Origin of the sequence: Nostoc sp. (assembly GCF_036917655.1) — a bacterium.
GTDB lineage: Bacteria > Cyanobacteriota > Cyanobacteriia > Cyanobacteriales > Nostocaceae > Nostoc.
On the sequence record NZ_JBALCY010000086.1, the window covers coordinates 1 to 20,532 of the forward strand.

At 42.1% G+C, this 20,532-nt stretch carries 20 protein-coding genes and 1 pseudogene; 7 read left to right on the top strand and 14 right to left on the bottom strand.

Annotation, left to right across the window (positions count from 1 at the left end; translation table 11 throughout):
• Nucleotides 1-131: 131 nt before the first annotated feature.
• Nucleotides 132-800 carry an HAD family hydrolase gene (locus V7K30_RS32900; RefSeq protein WP_335006617.1) on the bottom strand — a complete coding sequence of 223 codons (669 nt, stop codon included), beginning with the start codon at nucleotides 798-800 and terminating at the stop codon, nucleotides 132-134.
• Between the two features lie 95 nt (nucleotides 801-895).
• Between V7K30_RS32900 and V7K30_RS32905 the strand changes: the two genes are divergently transcribed.
• Nucleotides 896-1,717, top strand: a complete 822-nt coding sequence (locus V7K30_RS32905; RefSeq protein WP_335006755.1) for a hypothetical protein — start codon at nucleotides 896-898, stop codon at nucleotides 1,715-1,717.
• A 136-nt stretch (nucleotides 1,718-1,853) separates the two neighbouring features.
• On the opposite strand, the gene V7K30_RS32910 is transcribed toward V7K30_RS32905, so the two are convergent.
• The 6 genes from V7K30_RS32910 to psbP form a co-directional block, all read right to left on the bottom strand.
• Entirely contained in the window at nucleotides 1,854-2,564 is a 711-nt protein-coding gene (locus V7K30_RS32910) for a DevA family ABC transporter ATP-binding protein (protein ID WP_335006619.1), read from the bottom strand.
• A 126-nt stretch (nucleotides 2,565-2,690) separates the two neighbouring features.
• The gene (gene devC / locus V7K30_RS32915; RefSeq protein WP_335006621.1) at nucleotides 2,691-3,845 is read right to left on the bottom strand and encodes an ABC transporter permease DevC; all 1,155 of its coding nucleotides are present in this window, start codon (nucleotides 3,843-3,845) and stop codon (nucleotides 2,691-2,693) included.
• A 171-nt stretch (nucleotides 3,846-4,016) separates the two neighbouring features.
• Nucleotides 4,017-5,441: an HlyD family efflux transporter periplasmic adaptor subunit gene (locus tag V7K30_RS32920; protein WP_335006623.1), complete on the bottom strand. Its 1,425-nt coding sequence runs from the start codon at nucleotides 5,439-5,441 to the stop codon at nucleotides 4,017-4,019.
• Nucleotides 5,442-6,379: 938 nt separating this feature from the next.
• Nucleotides 6,380-7,117 (bottom strand): phycocyanobilin:ferredoxin oxidoreductase, encoded by a 738-nt coding sequence (locus tag V7K30_RS32925; RefSeq protein ID WP_335006625.1) that lies wholly within the window; start codon nucleotides 7,115-7,117, stop codon nucleotides 6,380-6,382.
• A gap of 119 nt (nucleotides 7,118-7,236) precedes the next feature.
• On the bottom strand, nucleotides 7,237-7,830 hold the full coding sequence (locus V7K30_RS32930; RefSeq protein ID WP_335006627.1) for a Maf family protein: 594 nt from the start codon (nucleotides 7,828-7,830) through the stop codon (nucleotides 7,237-7,239).
• An 82-nt stretch (nucleotides 7,831-7,912) separates the two neighbouring features.
• A complete protein-coding gene (psbP, locus tag V7K30_RS32935; RefSeq protein WP_335006629.1) occupies nucleotides 7,913-8,458 on the bottom strand; it encodes a photosystem II reaction center PsbP in 546 nt (181 codons plus the stop codon).
• Nucleotides 8,459-8,748: 290 nt separating this feature from the next.
• Here psbP and V7K30_RS32940 point away from each other — a divergent pair.
• The 5 genes and pseudogenes from V7K30_RS32940 to V7K30_RS32960 form a co-directional block, all read left to right on the top strand.
• Nucleotides 8,749-8,826, top strand: a pseudogene (locus V7K30_RS32940) (IS200/IS605 family transposase); the annotation flags it as partial.
• Nucleotides 8,827-8,833: 7 nt separating this feature from the next.
• On the top strand, nucleotides 8,834-9,814 hold the full coding sequence (locus V7K30_RS32945; RefSeq protein ID WP_335006631.1) for an ABC transporter substrate-binding protein: 981 nt from the start codon (nucleotides 8,834-8,836) through the stop codon (nucleotides 9,812-9,814).
• A gap of 9 nt (nucleotides 9,815-9,823) precedes the next feature.
• Nucleotides 9,824-11,608: a diguanylate cyclase domain-containing protein gene (locus tag V7K30_RS32950; protein ID WP_335006633.1), complete on the top strand. Its 1,785-nt coding sequence runs from the start codon at nucleotides 9,824-9,826 to the stop codon at nucleotides 11,606-11,608.
• A gap of 550 nt (nucleotides 11,609-12,158) precedes the next feature.
• On the top strand, nucleotides 12,159-12,995 hold the full coding sequence (dapB, locus tag V7K30_RS32955; protein WP_335006635.1) for a 4-hydroxy-tetrahydrodipicolinate reductase: 837 nt from the start codon (nucleotides 12,159-12,161) through the stop codon (nucleotides 12,993-12,995).
• A 39-nt stretch (nucleotides 12,996-13,034) separates the two neighbouring features.
• A complete protein-coding gene (locus V7K30_RS32960) occupies nucleotides 13,035-13,721 on the top strand; it encodes a phosphate ABC transporter permease (protein ID WP_335006637.1) in 687 nt (228 codons plus the stop codon).
• Nucleotides 13,722-13,807: 86 nt separating this feature from the next.
• On the opposite strand, the gene V7K30_RS32965 is transcribed toward V7K30_RS32960, so the two are convergent.
• The 3 genes from V7K30_RS32965 to V7K30_RS32975 form a co-directional block, all read right to left on the bottom strand.
• On the bottom strand, nucleotides 13,808-15,220 hold the full coding sequence (locus V7K30_RS32965; RefSeq protein ID WP_335006639.1) for a right-handed parallel beta-helix repeat-containing protein: 1,413 nt from the start codon (nucleotides 15,218-15,220) through the stop codon (nucleotides 13,808-13,810).
• A 100-nt stretch (nucleotides 15,221-15,320) separates the two neighbouring features.
• Nucleotides 15,321-15,950, bottom strand: coding sequence for a precorrin-8X methylmutase (locus V7K30_RS32970; protein ID WP_335006641.1), 630 nt, complete (start codon nucleotides 15,948-15,950; stop codon nucleotides 15,321-15,323).
• 125 nt (nucleotides 15,951-16,075) lie between these two features.
• A complete protein-coding gene (locus tag V7K30_RS32975; RefSeq protein WP_335006643.1) occupies nucleotides 16,076-16,885 on the bottom strand; it encodes a TPM domain-containing protein in 810 nt (269 codons plus the stop codon).
• A gap of 432 nt (nucleotides 16,886-17,317) precedes the next feature.
• Here V7K30_RS32975 and V7K30_RS32980 point away from each other — a divergent pair, with 432 nt between their 5' ends.
• Nucleotides 17,318-17,668, top strand: a complete 351-nt coding sequence (locus V7K30_RS32980; RefSeq protein ID WP_335006645.1) for a DUF2281 domain-containing protein — start codon at nucleotides 17,318-17,320, stop codon at nucleotides 17,666-17,668.
• Here V7K30_RS32980 and V7K30_RS32985 read toward each other — a convergent pair.
• The 4 genes from V7K30_RS32985 to V7K30_RS33000 form a co-directional block, all read right to left on the bottom strand.
• Nucleotides 17,665-17,847, bottom strand: a complete 183-nt coding sequence (locus tag V7K30_RS32985) for a hypothetical protein (RefSeq protein ID WP_335006647.1) — start codon at nucleotides 17,845-17,847, stop codon at nucleotides 17,665-17,667. The two genes, V7K30_RS32980 and V7K30_RS32985, sit on opposite strands and share 4 nt — an antisense overlap.
• 89 nt (nucleotides 17,848-17,936) lie before the next feature.
• Complete coding sequence (locus V7K30_RS32990; RefSeq protein ID WP_335006649.1) at nucleotides 17,937-18,476, bottom strand: DUF948 domain-containing protein; 540 nt, start codon at nucleotides 18,474-18,476, stop codon at nucleotides 17,937-17,939.
• An 11-nt stretch (nucleotides 18,477-18,487) separates the two neighbouring features.
• The gene (locus V7K30_RS32995) at nucleotides 18,488-18,838 is read right to left on the bottom strand and encodes a YtxH domain-containing protein (protein WP_335006651.1); all 351 of its coding nucleotides are present in this window, start codon (nucleotides 18,836-18,838) and stop codon (nucleotides 18,488-18,490) included.
• 653 nt (nucleotides 18,839-19,491) lie between these two features.
• On the bottom strand, nucleotides 19,492-19,827 hold the full coding sequence (locus V7K30_RS33000; protein WP_335006653.1) for a hypothetical protein: 336 nt from the start codon (nucleotides 19,825-19,827) through the stop codon (nucleotides 19,492-19,494).
• Nucleotides 19,828-20,532 lie beyond the last annotated feature (705 nt).

Genomic DNA, 20,532 nt, shown 5'->3' on the forward strand with positions numbered 1-20,532 from the left:
GTTCTATTGGCTCTGGTGCAATAGAGTCTACTGTCAAACAGATCGACCGTCGAACTAAAATTTCTGGCGCACAATGGAAAATTGAGAATGTTCCTTAAGTCATTGCTCATCGTTGCGCCTATCTTAATGGATTAATCTTTGCTCGCTAAATAAAAAGTGGGATGCTCCCTTTCATCATTGGGACTATCACCAACAGTGACAATTTGTTCTGGTGAGTACTGGGGCAAATATTCGCGCAATACCTGCAACAATCCCACAGCTTTATCTTGCCCTTGAGGCTTAATATGACACTGCACGTTGCTATAGGTAAATCCCCAGCCCATTTGTTGACAGAGATTGTCTAGGGTTTGTAGTTCGTCTTGACGCAAAGCAGCTACATCAAAAGTCCAGTCGGTGATGCGAAAGCGATTATCAACAGATTCTTGGATTTGGGGAAATTTAGTTTGTAAATTTTCAAAAGTCGTAGCCAAGTCGTGGCGATGTTTAGCTAAATCGGGAATGGGTGTTAAGACTACTGGTTTCTGGTTCCCAGGCGGAAAGTACAAACCACCATTTTCTGCCATAGCACCTGCCACTGGCATAATCGCACTTAATCCACTCACCCACCCAGCAGAACGTCCTGTGACAATCAGCACCTTAATGTCAGCTGCTGCTAAATCCTCTAAAGCTTGCAGCAGTGCGGGAGTAAATTTTCCTCGTATAGTCAGGGTGCCATCCATATCTGTGGCTATCAGACGAATATTGCTAAAGCTTGTAGATGAAACCTCAGACAGGGCAGGGAGGCTCAAATGTCTAGACATATGCGGTTTGTAAAAAAATATTAATGATACAGCAAGATGGCATTGAAGATTTGGGCATCCTAAACATCAGGAGTCAAGTTTTTCAGTTTCCAACCATGTCCACTTCGATGTTTCTTGCCCAATCCTCCGGGACAAAGACTAAAAAGGCATCCCTGGAAGTGCCAGCAAGTAATCCTCAAATACCACTTTTGTTGGTGGTAACTTCTGGAGGACTGGCTTTAGCAGTGATTGCTTTAATTGTGTATAGTAAGCTCCAGATGAATAAGCTGGAGAAAAAACTTAAGTTTGAACAATTCCGGGCGCGAGAACTAGAGAAAAAGTTTAAGCTGGCGCTGGAAACAATTCGCAAAATGGAAACTAATCCCGATTTGGTCAACTCACGGGACTTTAACCTAGATTATCTGCGAATGCGGATGTCAGAGGAGGTGTTTCATTTTGCAATCCTTAATCAAGTGAAGATTCAGATCAAAGATAAAGTTACTCAAGCCCTGCGTCCAAATCAAGCACAACAAGGATCAGTCGGAATTGCTAATAGCGCTGGACGGCAAGTAGATGAAATTTTTGATGTAGAGTATGAAACTGGTACTCCAGGGAACTCTGCCAAGCGAGTGCTGTTTCGCATTCAAATCCGGTTAATGAAGTTACCGACGCAAGCAAGTTCTGCGACTATTAGTCAAATTATTGACTGTATAGAAACTTACCTAAGCCCCATAGAAGACGAAGATAGTTGGCAACCAATAATTCAAGGTCGGATTGCTACCATGCATTGGGATCAAAAGGCTAAACCTACGCCTCTACTGGTGCTGGAGCAATCGAATGAAGGCGTAAATGTGACTTTTCGTACTAGTCGTCAACCAAATGCCCCAACTCAGCCAAAGCCACCTGGAATGAAAAAATCAGGCTCGGCTAGACAATAATTATGGCTTTAGGGATATTGTCATTAGTTATTTGTAGATACAAATGACCAATCACAAAGAATGACTCTTACGAGTAAATAGGTAATATTTATTTGCGTTACGGCTTAGTTATGAGTTGTGATTTCTCACTTTGAAATCATGACTGAATAGCTGTATTGGGGGAATTACGGGTTAAAAGTCCATCTTCCATTTCTACGATGCGATCGGCTATGTCTAAAATGCGGTTGTCGTGTGTCACTAATAAGATAGTAGTCCCCTGATTTTTAGCCAGGCTCTGCATTATTTCCACAACATCGCGTCCTGATTGTTTGTCTAATGCTGCTGTCGGTTCGTCTGCTAATACCAGGGGGGGACGATTCACCAAGGCGCGGGCGATCGCAATTCTTTGTTTTTGTCCACCAGAAAGATTGTCTGGATAGTAATCTACTCGTTCTTCTAGACCAACAGACCCCAGCATGGCTTTTGATTTAGCCACTGCTTCTGTTTGAGAAATATTATTATTTAATTCTACCGCCATTTGCACATTTTGCTTCGCAGTCAAGAACCCTAGCAAATTGTGAGCTTGGAAAATATAACCAATATTGCGTCGCATCTGCACCAGTTTATTTTGACTGACGCCAAATAGTTCTTCACCTAAAAATTTTAAACTTCCCTCTTGTACAGACCGCAAACCACCAATTAAGCTCAGTAATGTGGTTTTACCTGAACCTGATGGCCCGGTCATAATTACAATCTCACCAGAATAAATTTCTAGGTTTATATCAAATAATATCTGTTTTTTCAGTGCGCCTTTGCCATAGTAGTGATTGAGGTTTCTAATGGCAATTACAGGTTCTTTTTCCATCATATTTTTGTTGGTTATAAGTTAGCGGTTCCGAAATTTAACTGTAGTGGATGTCAGAAATTTAGTTTTCTTAATCATCAATCATAAGCTATAACTATTGACAACATATTTTAATTAATATTGAATTAATTAAAATATATCTGCTGGATCGGCAGAACGTAATTTTCGGACTGCGATCGCACCGGAAATAATGCACATCAGCATAGTCAAAATCAACACCATCACAGCACGATCAAAACTCATAAAAACTGGTAAAAGTGTTGCATTTCTGGCGCTATTATACATAAATAAAGCAAAAACTATTCCAGGGAAATATCCTAAGACTGCTAACAGCAACGCCTCTTGAAGAATGACTGTTAATAAATAGTTTTGTGTATAACCTATTGCCTTGAGAGTAGCGTACTCAGCCAAATGATCTGCAACTTCTGTATAAAGAATTTGATAAACAATCACAGTCCCTACAATGAAACCCATGACAGTCCCTAATGTGAAAATAAACCCGATAGCTGTACTATTTGCCCAATAATTCCGCTCAAAGTCAATAAATTCTTGCTTAGTTAAAACATTTATCTCATTAGGTAAATACTTTCGTAATTCTTGGGCAACAACTTTAGCATCTGCTCCCGGTTTTAATCTAATCAGCCCAATATCAATTAATCCCGGTTGACGATTGCTGAATATTCGCAGAAAGTTAATATCACTTGTAATTAAATTTCCATCTGCACCAAATGATGCACCTAATGTGAATAGTCCTCCTACTTTAATTCGCCGCCTTCGCACTTCTGCTATCACAGTCTTTCCTTGCTCATAATTAGCAGCAATTGGGCCATATTCTACCCTAGAAGAACGGTCATATAAAACTACATCAGGAAGTTTAAGTTTATCTAAATTCTCCTGAACCCCAGGTAAGTTAACTAGATTATTTTCTGGATTCATTCCAAAAATAAGGATACTCCGAGGACGACCTGTTACAGGATTTTTCCAGATTGTAAAGTCCAAATATATAGGATGTACTGATTGGACTGCGGGTAAATCTAAAGCTTTATATAACCGCCGTTGAGAAAAGCTCCTCATCGCCAGGACAGCGCTAGATTGACTGTTAATTAAAACAATATCACCCTGTAAGCTGTTATGGAATCGAACGTTACTATAATACAGAGCATCTCGGAAGCCGAGTTGCATAAACATTAAAATATCAGCAAAACCAATTCCTGCCAAAGCCACAGCAAGGCGAGTTTTTTCTCTTGTTAGTTGTAGCCAGGACAGAGGTATTTTTTGATTCATTTTCTAGGCATCCAAGCAATTTTAGATTTTAGATTTTTTATTTAATCCATTCTGGTGACGGGCGTAGAGAATTGATAGAATGTTTAAAATTGATTAAACAGCCTAGTTAAGAACATTCCTAATCCAAAATATCAAATCACAAATTGGTAATACTGTTCACCTATAACTTGATTAGTTATTAATTTCGACAACAACTTTAGCGTAAGTTAAACCAGAAACTTTCTGGCTATCATCTGGAGGCAGAGCAATTTTCACTTCTACGACTCTGGCATCCACATCTGCTGCTGGATCTGTATTCAGCACATCTTTTTTACCAATTTTTCTGCCAATTTCAGTGACAGTTCCCTTTAATTCGCCGCTAAATGCTCCATTATCGCTGGTGATAGTGGCGTTTTGACCAATACGCACTTTACCAATACTGTCTTCGGCGACTTCAGCAATCACAAACATTTGGCTGGTTTGTCCAATTTCAGCAATGCCATTTGCACCTATGGCTTCACCTGACTTGGTATAAACCTTTAAAATCTCTCCAGCGATTGGTGCTTGAACGTAGCTTAACCTTAGTTCTGCCTCGGCTTTTCTGACATTTGCGATCGCATTACTAACTTGGGCTTGCGCTACTTGCACATCGGTAGGACTAACATCTAAAATTCTGCTCAGTTTGGCCTTTTCTTCATCGATTTGTCTTTGCAAAGTTGCTAAAGTTTTGTCACGGTTAACTTTGGCTTCGATTAACTGCTGTTGCAAAGTTGCTAAATTTTGTATTTGGTTAGCTCTAGCCTCAGCAAGTTGCTGTCGTAGGGTTGCTAATGTCTGCTTTAGCGTAGCTTGGCTTTCAGCCACCTGTTGATTAGAAGTTATTGCATTTAGGCGTCTACTATCGCGCTCTTGCTGAGAAATCGCACCTTCTTTGTATAAAAAATCATAGCGTCCAGCATCGACTTGGGCATTGCGCTGTTGGGCTTGAATACGTGTAAGCGTTGCCCTCAGAGCTTCTTTTTGCCCACTGAGTTCAGCTTCTAAGCGATTCACGGTTGCTTGTTGGACGAGTTTATCCCCACTTAACTGAGCTGCAACCCGCGCGATCGTTGCTTGTTGACCATTCCTTTCCCCAAGTAACTGCGCTTGTAGGCGAGCAATAACTGCTCTTTGGGCTTGAATATCTCTTGGAGATCCGGCTCTGACTTGCGCTAAATTCGCACGGGATTCTTGTACTTTGGCTTTTGCCTCTTGTAGTCCGGCTATTTGGGTATCGCGGTTATCCAAAATTGCCACAATTTGGCCTTGCTTTACCTGTTCACCTTCTCTCACTAGAAGTTGCTGAATTCGTGACGATGGTGCTAATCCTGAGGATGGGGCGGACAATTTAACAACTTCGCCTCGCGGTTCCAAACGCCCTACAGCACTAATGCTATTGGTAGATGGCATTATGGGTACGGATGTAGTTAGTTTTCTCAGCTGCTCGATTTTGGCTGTACCTAGTATCCCAGCCGCGATTACTACTGGCACAGCTACAGCGATACCCCACCAAATCTTAGGTTGTTCATGATTAAGTGGCTGCTCACTTGGCTTTGGCTTTTCAGTCACCCTTGACATAGTATGTTGCCCGTTTACCTGAATTGTGCTGATGAAAGTAAAAATAAAAGGGTTTTTAATCAACAGCCAGCCGCTTAAGACAAACAACAGTGGTTTAAAGCTGGGTATGCCTTAAAATCCATTGTGTGATGAACGCTCAACACTATGGCTTTGCAAAATGGTGTTTTCTATAGCGATGTCTTACGACATCTGTGCTTGTTTGTGTGCAATACACTTTGACCTTACTTCCATTCCTCTCTTCTAAAAGGAGAGAGGCTTTGAGGCTTACTCCCCAACGTTAGCAGGGAAGGGGCTAGGGTTAGGTCTGGTATCGAACTCAACCGAAAAGCGCTATAGTAGCTGGCTATTCAATAACTCTGAGTATTATTGAGACATGAGTGCAATGAGAATTAGCAGAATTCACAAGCAGTATAAATCTAGATGTAGAGACGCGATATATCGTGTCTCTACACAAAATCCTAAATTGGTATGATGCGGTACTGTACTGCTACATTCACTACGGCTACAGTTAGTCACAAAATTGAAAAGAAACATCAAAAATAGACTGTTGCCAATGCTTGATACAATCTTGCTACAAAAGTTAGTCTTCCTTAAGTCAATCAACAATTAACTAACTAAAAAATATCTGTTGACCCTGAGCGTTCGCGTAGCGTCCCGGAGGGAAGCCGAAGGGTCAACTTGAGCATTCCTAACATCAGAGTTTCCTTAACTTTCTGGTCAACCATGAGTTAGCGAGGCTAGTTGCTTGCACCTACCAAGACAACAAGCCATCTTGTGATATTCGCTTTAAAGACCTTACTAATCTCCCTGCTGCTGTTTTGGGACTCCATTAAACTCTCGTTGAATGAATTCTACATTTATCCATTACGCGAAAACGTAACAGAGCCTACAGATGGGGAACTGTGAGTCTGGAGGGAGACGGAGAATGAGGGGAATGATTAATTTGGCAGGTCGAATAAAACTGTGGTCATGTAATGTTCTGCCCAAGCGGGGCCAAAGGCTTTTTCTAGTACGCGGCGGGTTTTATCGTTTTGCTGCTGTTTGGTGCAGTAGTTGTGTTGTCCGGCGATATTTTGTGTAACTTGTTCAACTGAAACAGGATGTGAGGCGATCGCTTGGGTGCAATGAATGTCTAAAAATTCTCGCACACGCGAGAGAAACATTGTTTCTTCTTCTGGGGAACTGGGGCGGACAAAGATGCAATAATCCGAAAAAATATTTCCCCATTCAGGTAATTCACGGGGTTGGGAAAAGTTAAGCACTGTTAGCTGTGTCAGTGCAGAAGTATAAGATTCTGGTAAGGTGCGCTCTAATTGGATCGGAGAAAGGTCTGCGATCGCTGCACTAATTTGACCTCTACCCCCAACTAAATCGCAACCAAACATCGGCAGGTTATATTCTGGACGGGGAAACATGACGCAGTGCAAAATATCCAGCATGTTTCCGATTTTCGCCAGTTCTAAGTGCATTTTCCGAAACTGGGGCGTTTGATAGCAGCGATTTTCAATCGTCAGTTTTTCACCTTCTAGTCTACCTTCCACATACCCCAATTCATCAGGCAAATGGTAAGGCGATAGATCCAGGTGCTGATGCCAAGCTGCCTCAATACAATCAGCTAGCTGACGAATTAGGGGATGTTGTTGCTCACGCAGCGAGGGCATAGAAGTAAATGACATAAGCTAGTTGGGAATGCGATCTAATGCCCAGTCTACAACCTGTTGTGCCTCACCGTTCTCGCTTGCAATATTAAGCAAAGTGGGCATTGGGCAAATGACAAAAGACAAAAGCTAAAAGACTATTGCCAGAAATCTGTGGCATCGTATCCCAATTCTGCGAGCATCTGCCGGAGCAGGGGTAAACTGAGTCCAATGACATTGCTGTGACAGCCTTCAATTTTTTCGACAAAGAAACTACCAAAACCTTCAATTGCAAAGGCTCCAGCACATTTGAGGGGTTCACCTGTGGCAACATAAGCTTGAATGGCGCGATCGCTCATTTGAGCAAAGTAAACTCTTGTAACTTGCGACTTGACTATTGTGCGGTTTTGGTCAGTGTCAATTAAGACGTGACCTGTGTACAAGTCGCCAAAGTTACCTTGCATTATCTGCCAACGAGCGATCGCTTCAGAGATGTCTGCTGGTTTGCCGTAAATTTCACCATTCATGGACAAAACTGAATCACAACCCATAATCAAAGCCGATTCAAACTGTGGGGCTACAGTTTTTGCTTTGTAGTGGGCAAGAGTTTTGACCAATTCTGCTGGTTCACTTAGTTCAATTTGCGACTCATCAAAGTCACTGGCTCGAACTATCGGTTCAATACCAACAGTTTGCAGCAAGCGGCGTCGGGCTGGGGAAGCTGAAGCAAGTACAAAAGGTGGAATTTTCATGAGATTTCTCACAAAATTGGTAATTGGGCATTGGTGATTAAGTTTCTTCTCTATTTCCTATTCCCTATTCCCCACTCCACAATTAATAAACAGAAAAAGAATTGACAACTTCATCAATCATTCGTTTAACTCTCTGCCAGCGTTTTTCAGGAATTGAGGCGTTGAGGGTAAAAAGTTTACCTCGGCTAACAGCGACGCTGGCGATGTTGTGCCGTTGCTGTTGATTGGGGAGTTTAACTTCATACTCTAAAAGGTAGTATGTTTTCCCGTCTACTTCTCGCTGTGCGGCATTGACTAATTCAGCTGAACGACCAGAGTCAGGAGGCGCAAGAGCTGCTTTTCCCAATTTATATCCTACTTCTGTTGGGGTTCCCAATTCTGACAAAGTTTTGCCTTCTGGAACTGGGCTAATCACAACCGAAACATTTTCAGATACCTCAATCAAATCGTGGAAAATCACATCTGGCCCATTGGCAACTTTCACTTGCAGCCAGCCGTTAGGATATAAAAACTGATAGCCATCACTAGTGTCTACAAAGCTTTTGAGTCCAGCCGCAGCCGCTACATCAGAATTACTCAGGCTGAAGCTCAACACCAATAGCAAAATTAATACAATTCTTTTCCACATTTCTACAGATTCCTTTGGGCTGGAGACAACACCAGGCTTGCATGATTTCTCGTTATTATTCTCCCACCAAGCGGGACGCTTCGGATGACGTATTAGATATCGGCAAATACTCCCTGGTGTATCACCTTACTGATGAAGCGGTCTGAAATGCGTAAGCATAGGCGGGCTTCTGTATACACGGTAGGATTTTTGGGGAAGGGTTGGGGGTGGGGTGCTAGGGACTTTTGCAAAAGGTCTATTCTATCAACAACAGCATGTACATGGCTCTGTGGTGACTTTACTATCATCTTATTTGGGCGACAGAAGAGCGACAGCCACTAATTACCCCCGAACGTGAAACTCAACTTTACGGTTATATCATTGGCAAAATATTCTATGTTTAAACGACTTAGATCCGTTAGTGTTTTTCTCATTACTGCCTGTTTGCTATTTGCTTGTCATGCTTGGGCACCGACTGAATTCAAACGCTCTCCCTTGAAAGTGGCATTTGGATCTTTTGTTGGGGAATATCCAGGCATCATTGCTCAAGAAAAAGGATTCTTCAAAGCCCAAGGGGTAGATGTGGAACTAATTTCTAAACGATACACCCAATTGGAAAGAGCAAATTTCAGTGCGGGTAAGTATGATGGGATTACAGCGTCCTTGGGAAGTTTTATCATCTTGAGTGCCACAAATCCTGATATACAAAGCGTGCTTGTTATAGATGAATCAACAGGAGCAGATGTGGTAGTCGCCCAACCACAAATTAAAACCGTCGCTGACTTGAAAGGGAAAAAACTGGGCGCAAATCTAGGCGGTTTTAGCGAAGTTTTCGTGACTGAGATGTTGAAAACTGCCAACTTAACCAGCGATGATCTGAACTTAGTTAAATTAGAGGCTTTAGAAATTCCTCAACGCCTAAAAAATAATGTTATTCAAGCCGGACATACTTGGGAACCCCATCTTTCTGAAGCTATTAAATTAGGGGGACATATTCTATTTACCAGCAAACAAACCCCTGGCTTGATTTTAGATATAATAATCTTTCGCGGTGATACAATCCGCGATCGTCCCGAAGACATTCGTGCATTTGTGCGAGGATGGCTGCAAGCCTCGACCTACTGGAAAGCAAATGTTCAGGAAGGAAACGCTATCATCAGCAAAGCGTTAAAAATTCCTAGCAATACACTCTCTCTGGAGGAAGTAAACCTAACTGATTTAGGTGAAAATAAAAAATTATTTCAATCTAGCAACCCTAACTCCATCTACAAAACTGCCAAGATATATGCAGACTTTTTTATTCGCTCTGGAAACGTAACGCGCATTCCTGAGCTAAAAAGTTTGTTTAATTCTTCCTTCTTGAACCCTGCCTCCTAGTTTAAAGCCATGCAGCACTCTCTTTTGGGCGGCATCCGTACAAAGTTGATCGCTTGGTTTCTCATTGTTGCTTTAATTCCGTTGCTGTTATTGGCATTTATCAACAAACACACAACTGAAAAAGCACTAACTGACAACGCTCGACAAGCCCTATCTGCTGCGGCTAACGAAACCACTAACAGAATAGATGCTTTTATTGATGGAAATCTCAATGCCGTGCGCGTAGAGGCGCTTTTACCAGGTCTGGCACGCTACCTCAGCCTAACTCCAAAACAGCGAGATCACAGCCCCGAAATGCAATTGGCGACAGAAACATTAATCCGTCTCAGTCGCAAAGATATGCTCAATATTCTCTCCTATGCTTTGCTCGACTTAAACGGTAAAAATGTATTGGATACACATACACTAGACATTATCAAAGATGAATCAGTTGAAGATTATTTTGAAAACCCACTGCAAACTGGATTATCCTTCGTTTCTAGCATGAAGCGATCGCCGATAATTCCTGATCTTGTTACCCTCTTTTTTAGCAGTCTGGTTCGCAATGCCAAAGGAGATATATTGGGTGTATTGCGTGTTTCATACGATGCTACTGTTGTTCAGCAGTTAGTTACTCGACAAACTGAACGGGCTGGGGCAAAATCCTTTGCTATTCTTTTAGATGAAAATAATATTTATCTGGCACATAGCACTGCACCAAAACTACTTTTTAAATCAATTGTGCCTCTGCCTTTGGATGTTGTAACTCGACTACAACGAGAAGGGCGTTTGCCTAATTCCCCTGTCAAACAATTGGCAACTAATGAGTCAAAACTTAAGCAAGCATTGGATAATAAACAGTTGTATTTAATTGCATCTTTGTCAGCAACAGGTAATCAGGTTAATCTGATTGCGATCGCTCGTTTAAAATATAAACCTTGGTCTGTGTTGTTCGCACAGCCCCTTGCTGTTGCCCTAGCACCTGTAGAAAAGCAAATTCGTGACGCAATATTTCTATTTGCAATTATCGCTTCAGTAGTGACAATCATCGCTTTTGCCATTGGGCAACTGCTAACAATGCCAATAATTTACCTTACCAATATAGTTTTCCAGTTTACCGCAGGTAACTTAGATATCCGCGCCAAAATTAGCTCAAAAGACGAAATAGGTCAACTGGCGAAATCGTTTAACAATATGGCACTTCAGTTACAAACATCTTTTGAAACTTTGGAAAAACGGGTACAAGAGAGAACAGCAGAGTTACTAATTGCTAAAGAAAAAGCAGAAGATGCAAATCAGAAACTAGAACAACTGGTAAATGTAGATGGTTTGACTCAGGTGGCTAACCGTCGCTGCTTCGATGGACGACTGCAAGCAGAATGGAAACGCCTTGCACGAGAACAACAACCCCTGTCACTGATTTTTTTCGATGTTGATAAATTCAAATCTTACAACGACTACTATGGTCATGTTGGAGGCGATCATTGTCTAATCAGAATAGCGCAAACAGCGCAACAGATGGTTCGTTATCCTACTGATTTAGTAGCGCGTTACGGAGGAGAAGAATTTTCGGTACTCCTTCCCAATACTGACTTAGTAGGAGCGATCAAAGTAGCACAAAGAATTCAGCAAGCAATTCACGATCAGGCCATTCCCCATACACAGTCTGATATTAGGGATATCGTCACAGTTAGTTTGGGTATTACTTCTATCATACCCACTTGCGACATCAAGCCAGATACACTCATCATTTCAGCCGATAAAGCAATGTACAATGCCAAACAAAAGGGGCGCGATCGCTATTGTACTGACTAGATGTATCAAAAATCGTCTGTTTGATTTGGAACCATTACAGTTCAATGGTGTTGTGACGGCATAAGTTGCACATCATGTTAATTACTATCGAGGACACAAAAAACCCCGACTTAATAGCCGAGGTAGATGGGAGAAGTCCAAATGTCGATGATATATAGCGATACCAAAATCTGTTTTTCTTAGCTAACACCAGTTAGATAGTTAAGCTTGGGTTTTGCTAATTTATGTAAATAAATATAACAAATATATTACAAATAGTCAATTATACTTGACAAAAAAAGACTGATAGCCTTTATAAGAGCTACTTATCAAGAACAGTATGGGATTATTTTTGGAGGTGTGGTAAGTAAAGTAGGGAAAATAAAACGGGTTACTGGCTAAGATAGTGGGATGAAAATGAGAAGCGATCAGCTTTGGGGAGTAGAAAAACTGAGCGATTAGCTGCATAAATCAGGGTAGTCGCAATTAAGCCAGAAATTTGAGAAGCTAGCTACTAGATCACCAAAGTCTTTACAATTCCCTTGTTACCTCAAAAAGTATTTCTCGACTTATGACAAATCAAGCTCCTATCCCGGTTATTGTCAACGGTGCTGCTGGTAAAATGGGACGTGAGGTGATTAAGGCGGTGGCGCAAGCGCCTGACTTAAACCTAGTGGGTGCAATTGACCACAGTTTGGAACATCAAGATAAAGACGCTGGAGAGTTGGCGGGTTTAAGCGAACCTCTGGAAGTGCCGATTACCAATCAATTAGAACCGATGTTGGGATATGTGGCTGGCGATAGAAAGTCTCCTCCAGGGGTGATTGTAGACTTTACCCATCCCGATTCAGTTTATGACAATATTCGTAGTGCGATCGCCTACGGGATTCGTCCTGTAGTCGGCACCACTGGGTTAAGTCCAGAACAAATTCAAGAGTTGGCAGACTTTGCCGACAAAGCTAGCACTGGTTGTCTAATTATTCCTAACTTCTCCATTGGCATGGTGCTACTGCAACAAGCCGCAGTCGCAGCCTCAAAATATTTTGACCATGTGGAAATTATCGAACTGCATCACAACCAAAAAGCTGATGCTCCCAGTGGTACTGCCATTCAAACGGCGCAGTTATTAGGAGAATTGGGTAAAAATTTTAACCCTGCTCTTGTAGAAGAAACGGAGAAATTACCAGGAGCTAGAGGCAGTATAGCAGATGAAGGGATTAGAATTCATAGCGTGCGCTTGCCAGGATTGATTGCCCATCAGGAAGTTATTTTTGGCGCAGCGGGACAGATTTATACTTTACGACATGATACGAGCGATCGCGCTTGTTATATGCCAGGAGTGCTACTAGCGATTCGCAAAGTCTTAGCGCTAAAGTCGTTAGTATATGGATTAGAAAAGATACTTTAAACTTTAAACACACTATTGGGCATTCATTACTCAGCACTCATGTTAGTACCACTGACTCGCCAGAAATTTGAACAAGTTGTCCCCCTAATTGCCACTGGTTTGCAGTACAAGTACTACTGGGGGAAGTTCTCAAATTTTTTGCAACGCCTGTTAATTTCTGTAGTTGCCGTAGTTGCTCTTTTGCTTGTGACAGTCGTTTTTAGGCTTGAGTTTGCTTCAATAGTATTTGTGCTGGGGGTAGTTAGCGCTTTTTTTTGGCTGTGGTATCCAGTGTTTCAAGCAAGTATGCGGAATTTACAATGCCGCCGTTATAAGTACGGCGGCTTTTTCCGTGGTCGAGTGCTAGATTGGTGGATTACAGACCAGTTGATGGGTAAAACCGAAACAGTCAACAACAAAGGCGAATTGGTGATTGTAGAAAACCGAGAAAAACAGATAAACTTAGAAGTGGGTGATGACACAGGATTTAGCATTGAGTTTGTAGCACCATTACGTTCTGCCCACAAAGTCATTACTCGTGGTCAAATTGCAGAAATGGTAGTGATGTCAAATCGCCCAGATTTGAGCAGCATTGAACAATTCAGCGATATATACTTTCCCAATCGTGACCTGTGGGTTAGCGATTATCCTTTTCTGCGGCGGGATTTCTTTAACGAAGTCGGTCGCCGCTTGCGTGAAGACCAAGAACAAAAGCCGCGTCGGCGGCGGCGGAGAGTAGAGGATTGATTCAGAATTCCGAATTCTGGCTAGTGACACATTTATTCTCTCTTAATTTAAAAGTCAAAAACTCTTTTTTTGACCAGAGAAATTTACTAACGGCTGCATCCCACCTTGATAACTTTTCCTTTTAGACTGTAAGTCACTGGTTCACAAACAAAACCTGCCGACTCAAGCTCTATAGAAGTCGGTGCAGACTGACTTTGTTTGGATAGTTGGCGATTCGAAATCGCAGCTATTTTTTTCAAACTGGGATGTGCCTTTATGAAATCGGCGTCTGCAACAATATCGTGAGATCCTTTAACACTTACAGAGGAAGTATTCAGGTATATATTATAATCATAAATAACGTTTGTACCTTTAGTGTTACTATTAACATTTTTGCCAGGAAAGGCATAGAGAATATTATTTAAAATTTTCACGTCAGATGCCGTCTGAGTAAATATTTGTCCAAGTTTAAGTTCTGGAGTCTGATTATTTAAAAAAGCTGTGTTATTTACAATATCAACACGAGCGCTGTAATATGCATGAATACCTGAACCACCATTATTAAATGTCAAATTATTTTTAACTAAAGTGTATCCTTTATATGCACCCACTTTTGAGTTATTCTGAACATTTGTACTATCGATAATAATGCCATTCCCGTCCGTGATAGTCCCTGTTTTAATCCAAGGAATGTATTCTCTATTGTTGTAAACCTTGTTTTTGGTTATGAACATCTTATATCCGCGGTAACTATCAAAGTTCCAATTACTCAACATCGAGATTCCACTGGCAGCATAGACGCTGTACCAAGCATTATCGAACACTACGTTCCGATCCACTGTCACATAGTCCGATTCAATCGCTGCAATGCCTACTCCTCCACACTCATGCACTTTGTTGTTCAAAATACGGATGTGATGAACATGACCATTTTTTCGTCCATCAATGTTGATGCAGTTTCCATTCGTCAGCGGGTTTAATTTGTTACTCTTCTCACTCATCGCATAATCAAGGGTTACATTCGCATTGTTCCCTATTACCTCAAGTCCGTTTACCTCAATATATGAAGCTCCATTTTGAATCAAAATTCCATTCCATCCATTGTGCCGAAGTTTTGGTGAATGTCCAGGATATGCTTTAAACTTAATCCATGCATTTGCAGTTCCAGAGCGAGTAATTGATACTACCTCGCCTTTCGGCTTTGCATTCGTGTAGACTCCGTTCATAATGAGTACGGTGTCTCCAGGGTTGGTAAGATTTGCTGCCTTTTGAATAGTCCTAAAAGCGGATGTGGAAGAGAGTCCACTATTTTTGTCGTTTCCGATACCACTAACATAGTATGTTTTTCGAGTCGCGTTAGCGCTGATTAACTGGCCGCTGGGTGGTATTGTTTCCTGATTAATAAATACCTGAGGAACGTTTTTAACTACAAATAATTTTATGTTTTCTCGCTCAAGCAAAAGACTTAGTACCACGGGGATTGCAATATATGCGCTTAAAATAAGACCCTTAATTACCACAAGACTAGGCTCCTTTCTCGGCACTCTTCAATAAAAATATCAGGATATTCAGTAATTTTGAATACTCTTTTGGATACAGAATATAATAGAGCCGACTTTCCTAACTCCCCCGATTTCCATCTTGTCCATAGGCTTGCCAAGCCAAGTCTACCAATCCATCAACGATCGCAGCTGCTACAACTGCATTACCTTTGCGACTGTCAATGGTAATATGAGGCACTAGGGAGTCTTGTAAACGCCCCTTCGCTTCATCAACATCAACAAATCCGACTGGAGTCGCAATTATCAAAGCAGGTCTAATTTCTTCAGCTTCAATTAAATCTACTAGTGCTGTTAGTGCTGTTTGGGCTTGACCCACCACAAAAATTCCCTCTGGATAACGCTTTGCTAAGGTTTCTATTCCCCATGCTGCGCGAGTTTTTTCTTTTTGAGGGCGTGTCAGAGCTTCCATACTGCAATACACCGGATTGGCAAAGGTGTTTTGAATCTCGTAGGCAATACCTACTTGTACCATCGGCACATCTACCACAATCGTGGTCCGCGCGGCTAGTGCAGCTGCTCCAGCTTGCAAGGCACGCTCAGAGAAACGAATCAAAGACTTATACTCAAAGTCAGCTGTAGAGTAGATTACCCGACGCACAATCTCATACTCTGCGGGTGAAAAGACATGAGTGTCAATTTCACTATCAATAATTGCTAAACTTTGAGCATCAGTTACGTGCCATTCCATTTTTGTTGAGCTTCTCAAATATTAGCTTTCAGCTTATCAGCTTCAGGGAGTTAGGAGTTAGGAGTTAGGAGTTATGAGTTTTTAATTAACTCCTAACTCCTAATTCAGCACTCATAACTCAGCACTCATAACTCATTACTGGAAGAAGGCCGACTGAAAACAGGAGATAAGTACGCAACCAAGACGCCGATGAGAAACCCAGAGATATTGCGAACTAGAGGTACCCAGTCGCTTGTGCGTGTCACCACTGGCCCAATACCAAAGGCAATAAATAAGATTCCCCACAAAGGTGAGAAAATTAAAGCCCATTGCCAAGCGAAAACTTGTCCTTTGTCGCGTGGTTGAGCTGCAAATCCACAAATCACCCCACCAATAACTGAGGAAATCAAGGTGAGAATCCATTGCTCTCGTGGCAGTCCGGGAACAACATTGCAACCACCTTTGAGCAAACAGCCTTTAACCGATTCTAAGGCTTGGAGAATGGCTTGGTCTTCGCCTTGTTCGCGGACAAAGTACAAATTACCGAAGCGGGTTTGCAGTTCTATCCAGAATGTCCGGGGTAAAAGTTCATAAACAGCATCGCCGACGCTAAAACTGAGGATGTTACCGCCACGAGAATCGGCAACTAGTAGAATGCTTTTGTCATCCAAACCCCAATATTTTATAACTGCCCGACCTGGGGTGCGGTCATACTGGGTCAATACTCGCAGTTTCCAGCCCGTATCGGCTTCAAACTGCTCTAAATCTTTGACAAGCTTTTCTTCTTGCAGCACAGGAAGAGATTTAGCTAAGTCTACAACTGGGGTAAAGGTGTTTGGGAGTAAGTCAGGATTGTCATAAGCCAGTGCTGGGGGAGAATGCATGACCCAAATTGACCCAGCCAGGAAAAATACTGCAATAGATACTAGAATTCGTCGCCAAAAACAAGATTGCATGGACGTTTTTATACAAATATCAACGGTAGAAGTCAACAAGTTGTTTTAAAAGAGTACTAGAAAAGTGATAGTTCTTTACACTTGTTTACTTTACTCTAATCTACGGGATCAAAGCAAAGCGTTTTTAGGGAATCGGGCATTGGGGAGTGACATTCGTGAAACCTTAAGGTAAAGTGCATTTTGTCAATCAGTTAAAATACTTAAAATTGACTAAGCCATAGCGGAGTTCCCCATACAATAAAAGTGGAATGATTAGAGGTTGTTTGAAAAGTATTTGGCTGTGATTTTAGGCACTTAGAGATCCCCCCTAACCCCCCTTAAAAAGGGGGGAACCGGAATCAAAGTCCCCCAATTTATCGGGGGATTTAGGGGGATCTGAAATGTTTTGCTACCAACGAGAGGACTTTTCAAACATCCTCTTAGAGGTGAGAGATGACTAACAAAGAATTATTAATCCAAGAAATAGAAACTTTACCGCCGGAGTTGCTAACAGAAGCACTCGATTTGATCCGTTCTATTAAGGTTAACTATACAAACAAGAAGTTGGAAACAGGTAAGCTTGAACCTATCCCTTTAAGCGATTCTACAGAAAGTTCTAGCGAGCAAGAGCAACTTACATATCGTCCTGCTTCGGGACGCTCTATCCTTCGACATGCTGGCACTTGGGAAGGTGACGACTTTGAAGAATGCCTTCAAGCAGTATATGCTACCCGTGGTCAAGCTAAAATTGATAAGCTGCGATATCCGCTAGGTTTTGCAAATACTTTAAAATTACCTATTTAACTGTCCCAAGATTTATCTTGGCTATTGATGCTATCTACAAATTTGCGAACAACTTTGTATGTACTTGGTTCCTGACAGAAATTTGGGAACAAGCACATTTCTCCTAAAAAGACAGCTTCATTAAAATATGCTTCACCCGTTCTGCCAAATTGCTGAATACAATGCCAAAGTTTATCCATAAACAAAAATCGCTTTTTTTAAGCTGGAAAAATAGCACGTTTTGACACCGCATAAGGAAGACAAGCAATGCCCCATGCCATTTTTTTGATCAATCTTCGTCATCAAAATTGGTTTCCCAGTTAGCAGCGTCGTTGTAACCGTCATTAGCGCGGTATAATTCTGCTTTGATCCGGTGATTTTCTTGCCTCAGCACTTCTCGTTCTCGCAACGTGAGTGGTGGTTTTTCATTGCTTGGGGTGCGATCGCTTATTCGCCTCGCGGGTTTTTGGCGTGTGAAGTTTCTCCAAGCAGCTTTCGCGCCAATAAAGATGCTGCGTGTACCTACTTGCAGATTTTGAGCCTGAATTCTTGCACTATCAAGACTTTTGTCAACTTGTTTCACGACTTGACTGGCACTTTTTACACCTTCACTGACATCATCAGTTAAGTCAGTGATTTCTAAACCAGTCACACGGATAGCTTCTAGAGTGGGCGGTAACTCCCGTGAGAGGGTATCAAATAGCTTTTCTGCACTGCGAGCCGCGCGTGCTAACTCCTGCAAAGCGGGTATTGCCGCCACTAAAACCGCAGTCAAGCTTGTGGCGACTAAGAGTAAGGAGAGTCCCAACCAAAACAGGGGTTCAATCACGGTTGTGTCATTTATGAGCGTTCTAATTCCTGGGGAAGAGAATCTGAGTCTTCAACAGATGTTTGTCGCTTTAAGACTTGGCTTTCTCGCTGACTGGCATCTACACCTGCTGCGATCGCTTCCCGTAATCTATCTAAAGTTTCATCCCAGTTTCGCAGTGCGCTGGCAGAGAGACGATCTGCCTGGATTTGCACACTCGTTGATAAATCTTCTGCCAATTCTGGGATAGCATTGGCAGATTTTTTCAAAATTTTACGAGTTTCGCGCCCTGTGCGTGGAGCGACGAGCAAACCGGTCAAAGCACCGATGGTAGCTCCCAGCATCAAACCGCCAATAAATACTCCAGAACGGTTATTAGACATCTTATTGTTTCTCTCCTTACACCCATTTTAGGTGGGTTTTCTCTCCTTGTAAGACTCAACCGATTTTATCCAGTTAATCTATGTGACAAAATATCAGCCGTAAATGTTGCTTTTATTCATTAAATATCAAAACCATTAATTACTTATAATTAAAAACTCCCCTTCTCTCCCAAAGTTTTTATGCCTCTGATAAGCCTTATGGCGGGCTTATAAGTCCCAAATCGGTGTTTAGACTTCTCTATTGTGTCACCACGTACCAGTGTTTTCGCATCAGCCCTAATTATAAATGTTCATGTGATCCTGACATAACTCACAATACGGTTCGGTTAAGATCCCCCCGCCTGCGGCGACCCCCTTAAAAAGGGGGTAAAAGAGGTTTAGAAGCCCCCCTTTTTTAGGGGAGCCAGCGCGGTCTTCTCCCTACAGCCCTTCTCCTAAAGGAGACGCTCTTGCGAACGGGCATCCTACGGCGGGCGCTAGCCTCTCCCAATGTGAGAAGGGGAGACGATGCCGCGCATAGCGCAGCGTTAGCGAGCCTGCGTTCGCGCAGCGTCTCGTAGAGAGCGTCTGGGGTCTCCCCAAGTGGAGCGACTGGCGTGGGTTGGGGGGATCTTCGAGGAATAAATACGTTAACCGAACCGTATTGACATAACTCATTTTGCAACAGTTCTTTTCGCAGATGTTAACTCTAGCCTCCGAAAATAACGCTGCCAGATTTGCCGTCCTAGCAAAAGTAGACTGATAATTTGCCGCACTTGTTGGATTTGTATTTGTAGCGCTTGATTTTTCTGCCGTAAGTTATAAATATTCTCATGGCTGAGATAAATATTTTCGGGTGCTTTATTCAGTGCTGCGTGGGTACAACTTTCATAGACAGTTAACCTATCTGCTATGTATGCTAGCTGCTGCTTGAGTTGCCACACCCGCCAAGCCACATAAAGTAGTATCAGCGAAATGAGGGTGTTAAGGAGGATGACTAAAATTACCATTGTTTATCTTCACCAATATTAGCTTTGAGGAATTGTTCTATATACTTGATTTGGCTCTTATTTAATGATGAAGAAACTAAAGGATAAAAATTATGGCACATCCAGCCGGGATTATGGTAAGAAAGAGCAGTTAGATGATGCTCTGAGCGCTATTGAAAGGCTTTACTAGGTGAAAATTAGTGTAACAAAGGCTGATGGCTAAAAAATCGCCAATTCGCCAATTTTGTAACAACCATATGCCCACACCTCGCAAAACCACAGCTACAATTGCCTTAGATTCACGACTCGGTTTGCGAAATCAATCCGTATGCTCAATAAGCCCCAGCATTACTACGTTCCACTCCTTAACCTGATAATCCTAGTCAATTTGCGACCTTTGCGGCAGTAAGCACAATGGCATAGCCCCTTCAATATCCGGTGAGAGACCTACACTCCACTCCTTACCGGAGGCTCCCCAGCATTGCTTTTATTATTGTGCTATTACCTCTACCAGTTTTCCAGTCTGTCGCGTGAAGTTAACTAACATTTTGCCTGCAAAAACCTCACTAGTGGTTCACTAAGCAAAAATTGCTGGATGTGGGCTGGGGAAAGGGAAAGTGGGAAAGGAGAGAGTCTATTAATTCCTCTTCCCTTAACTCTTAGAATTTTCCCAGCCGAAGGATTACCCGTCTTTCCTTAATCTTTAACCTCTTCCTTGTTGAAGGC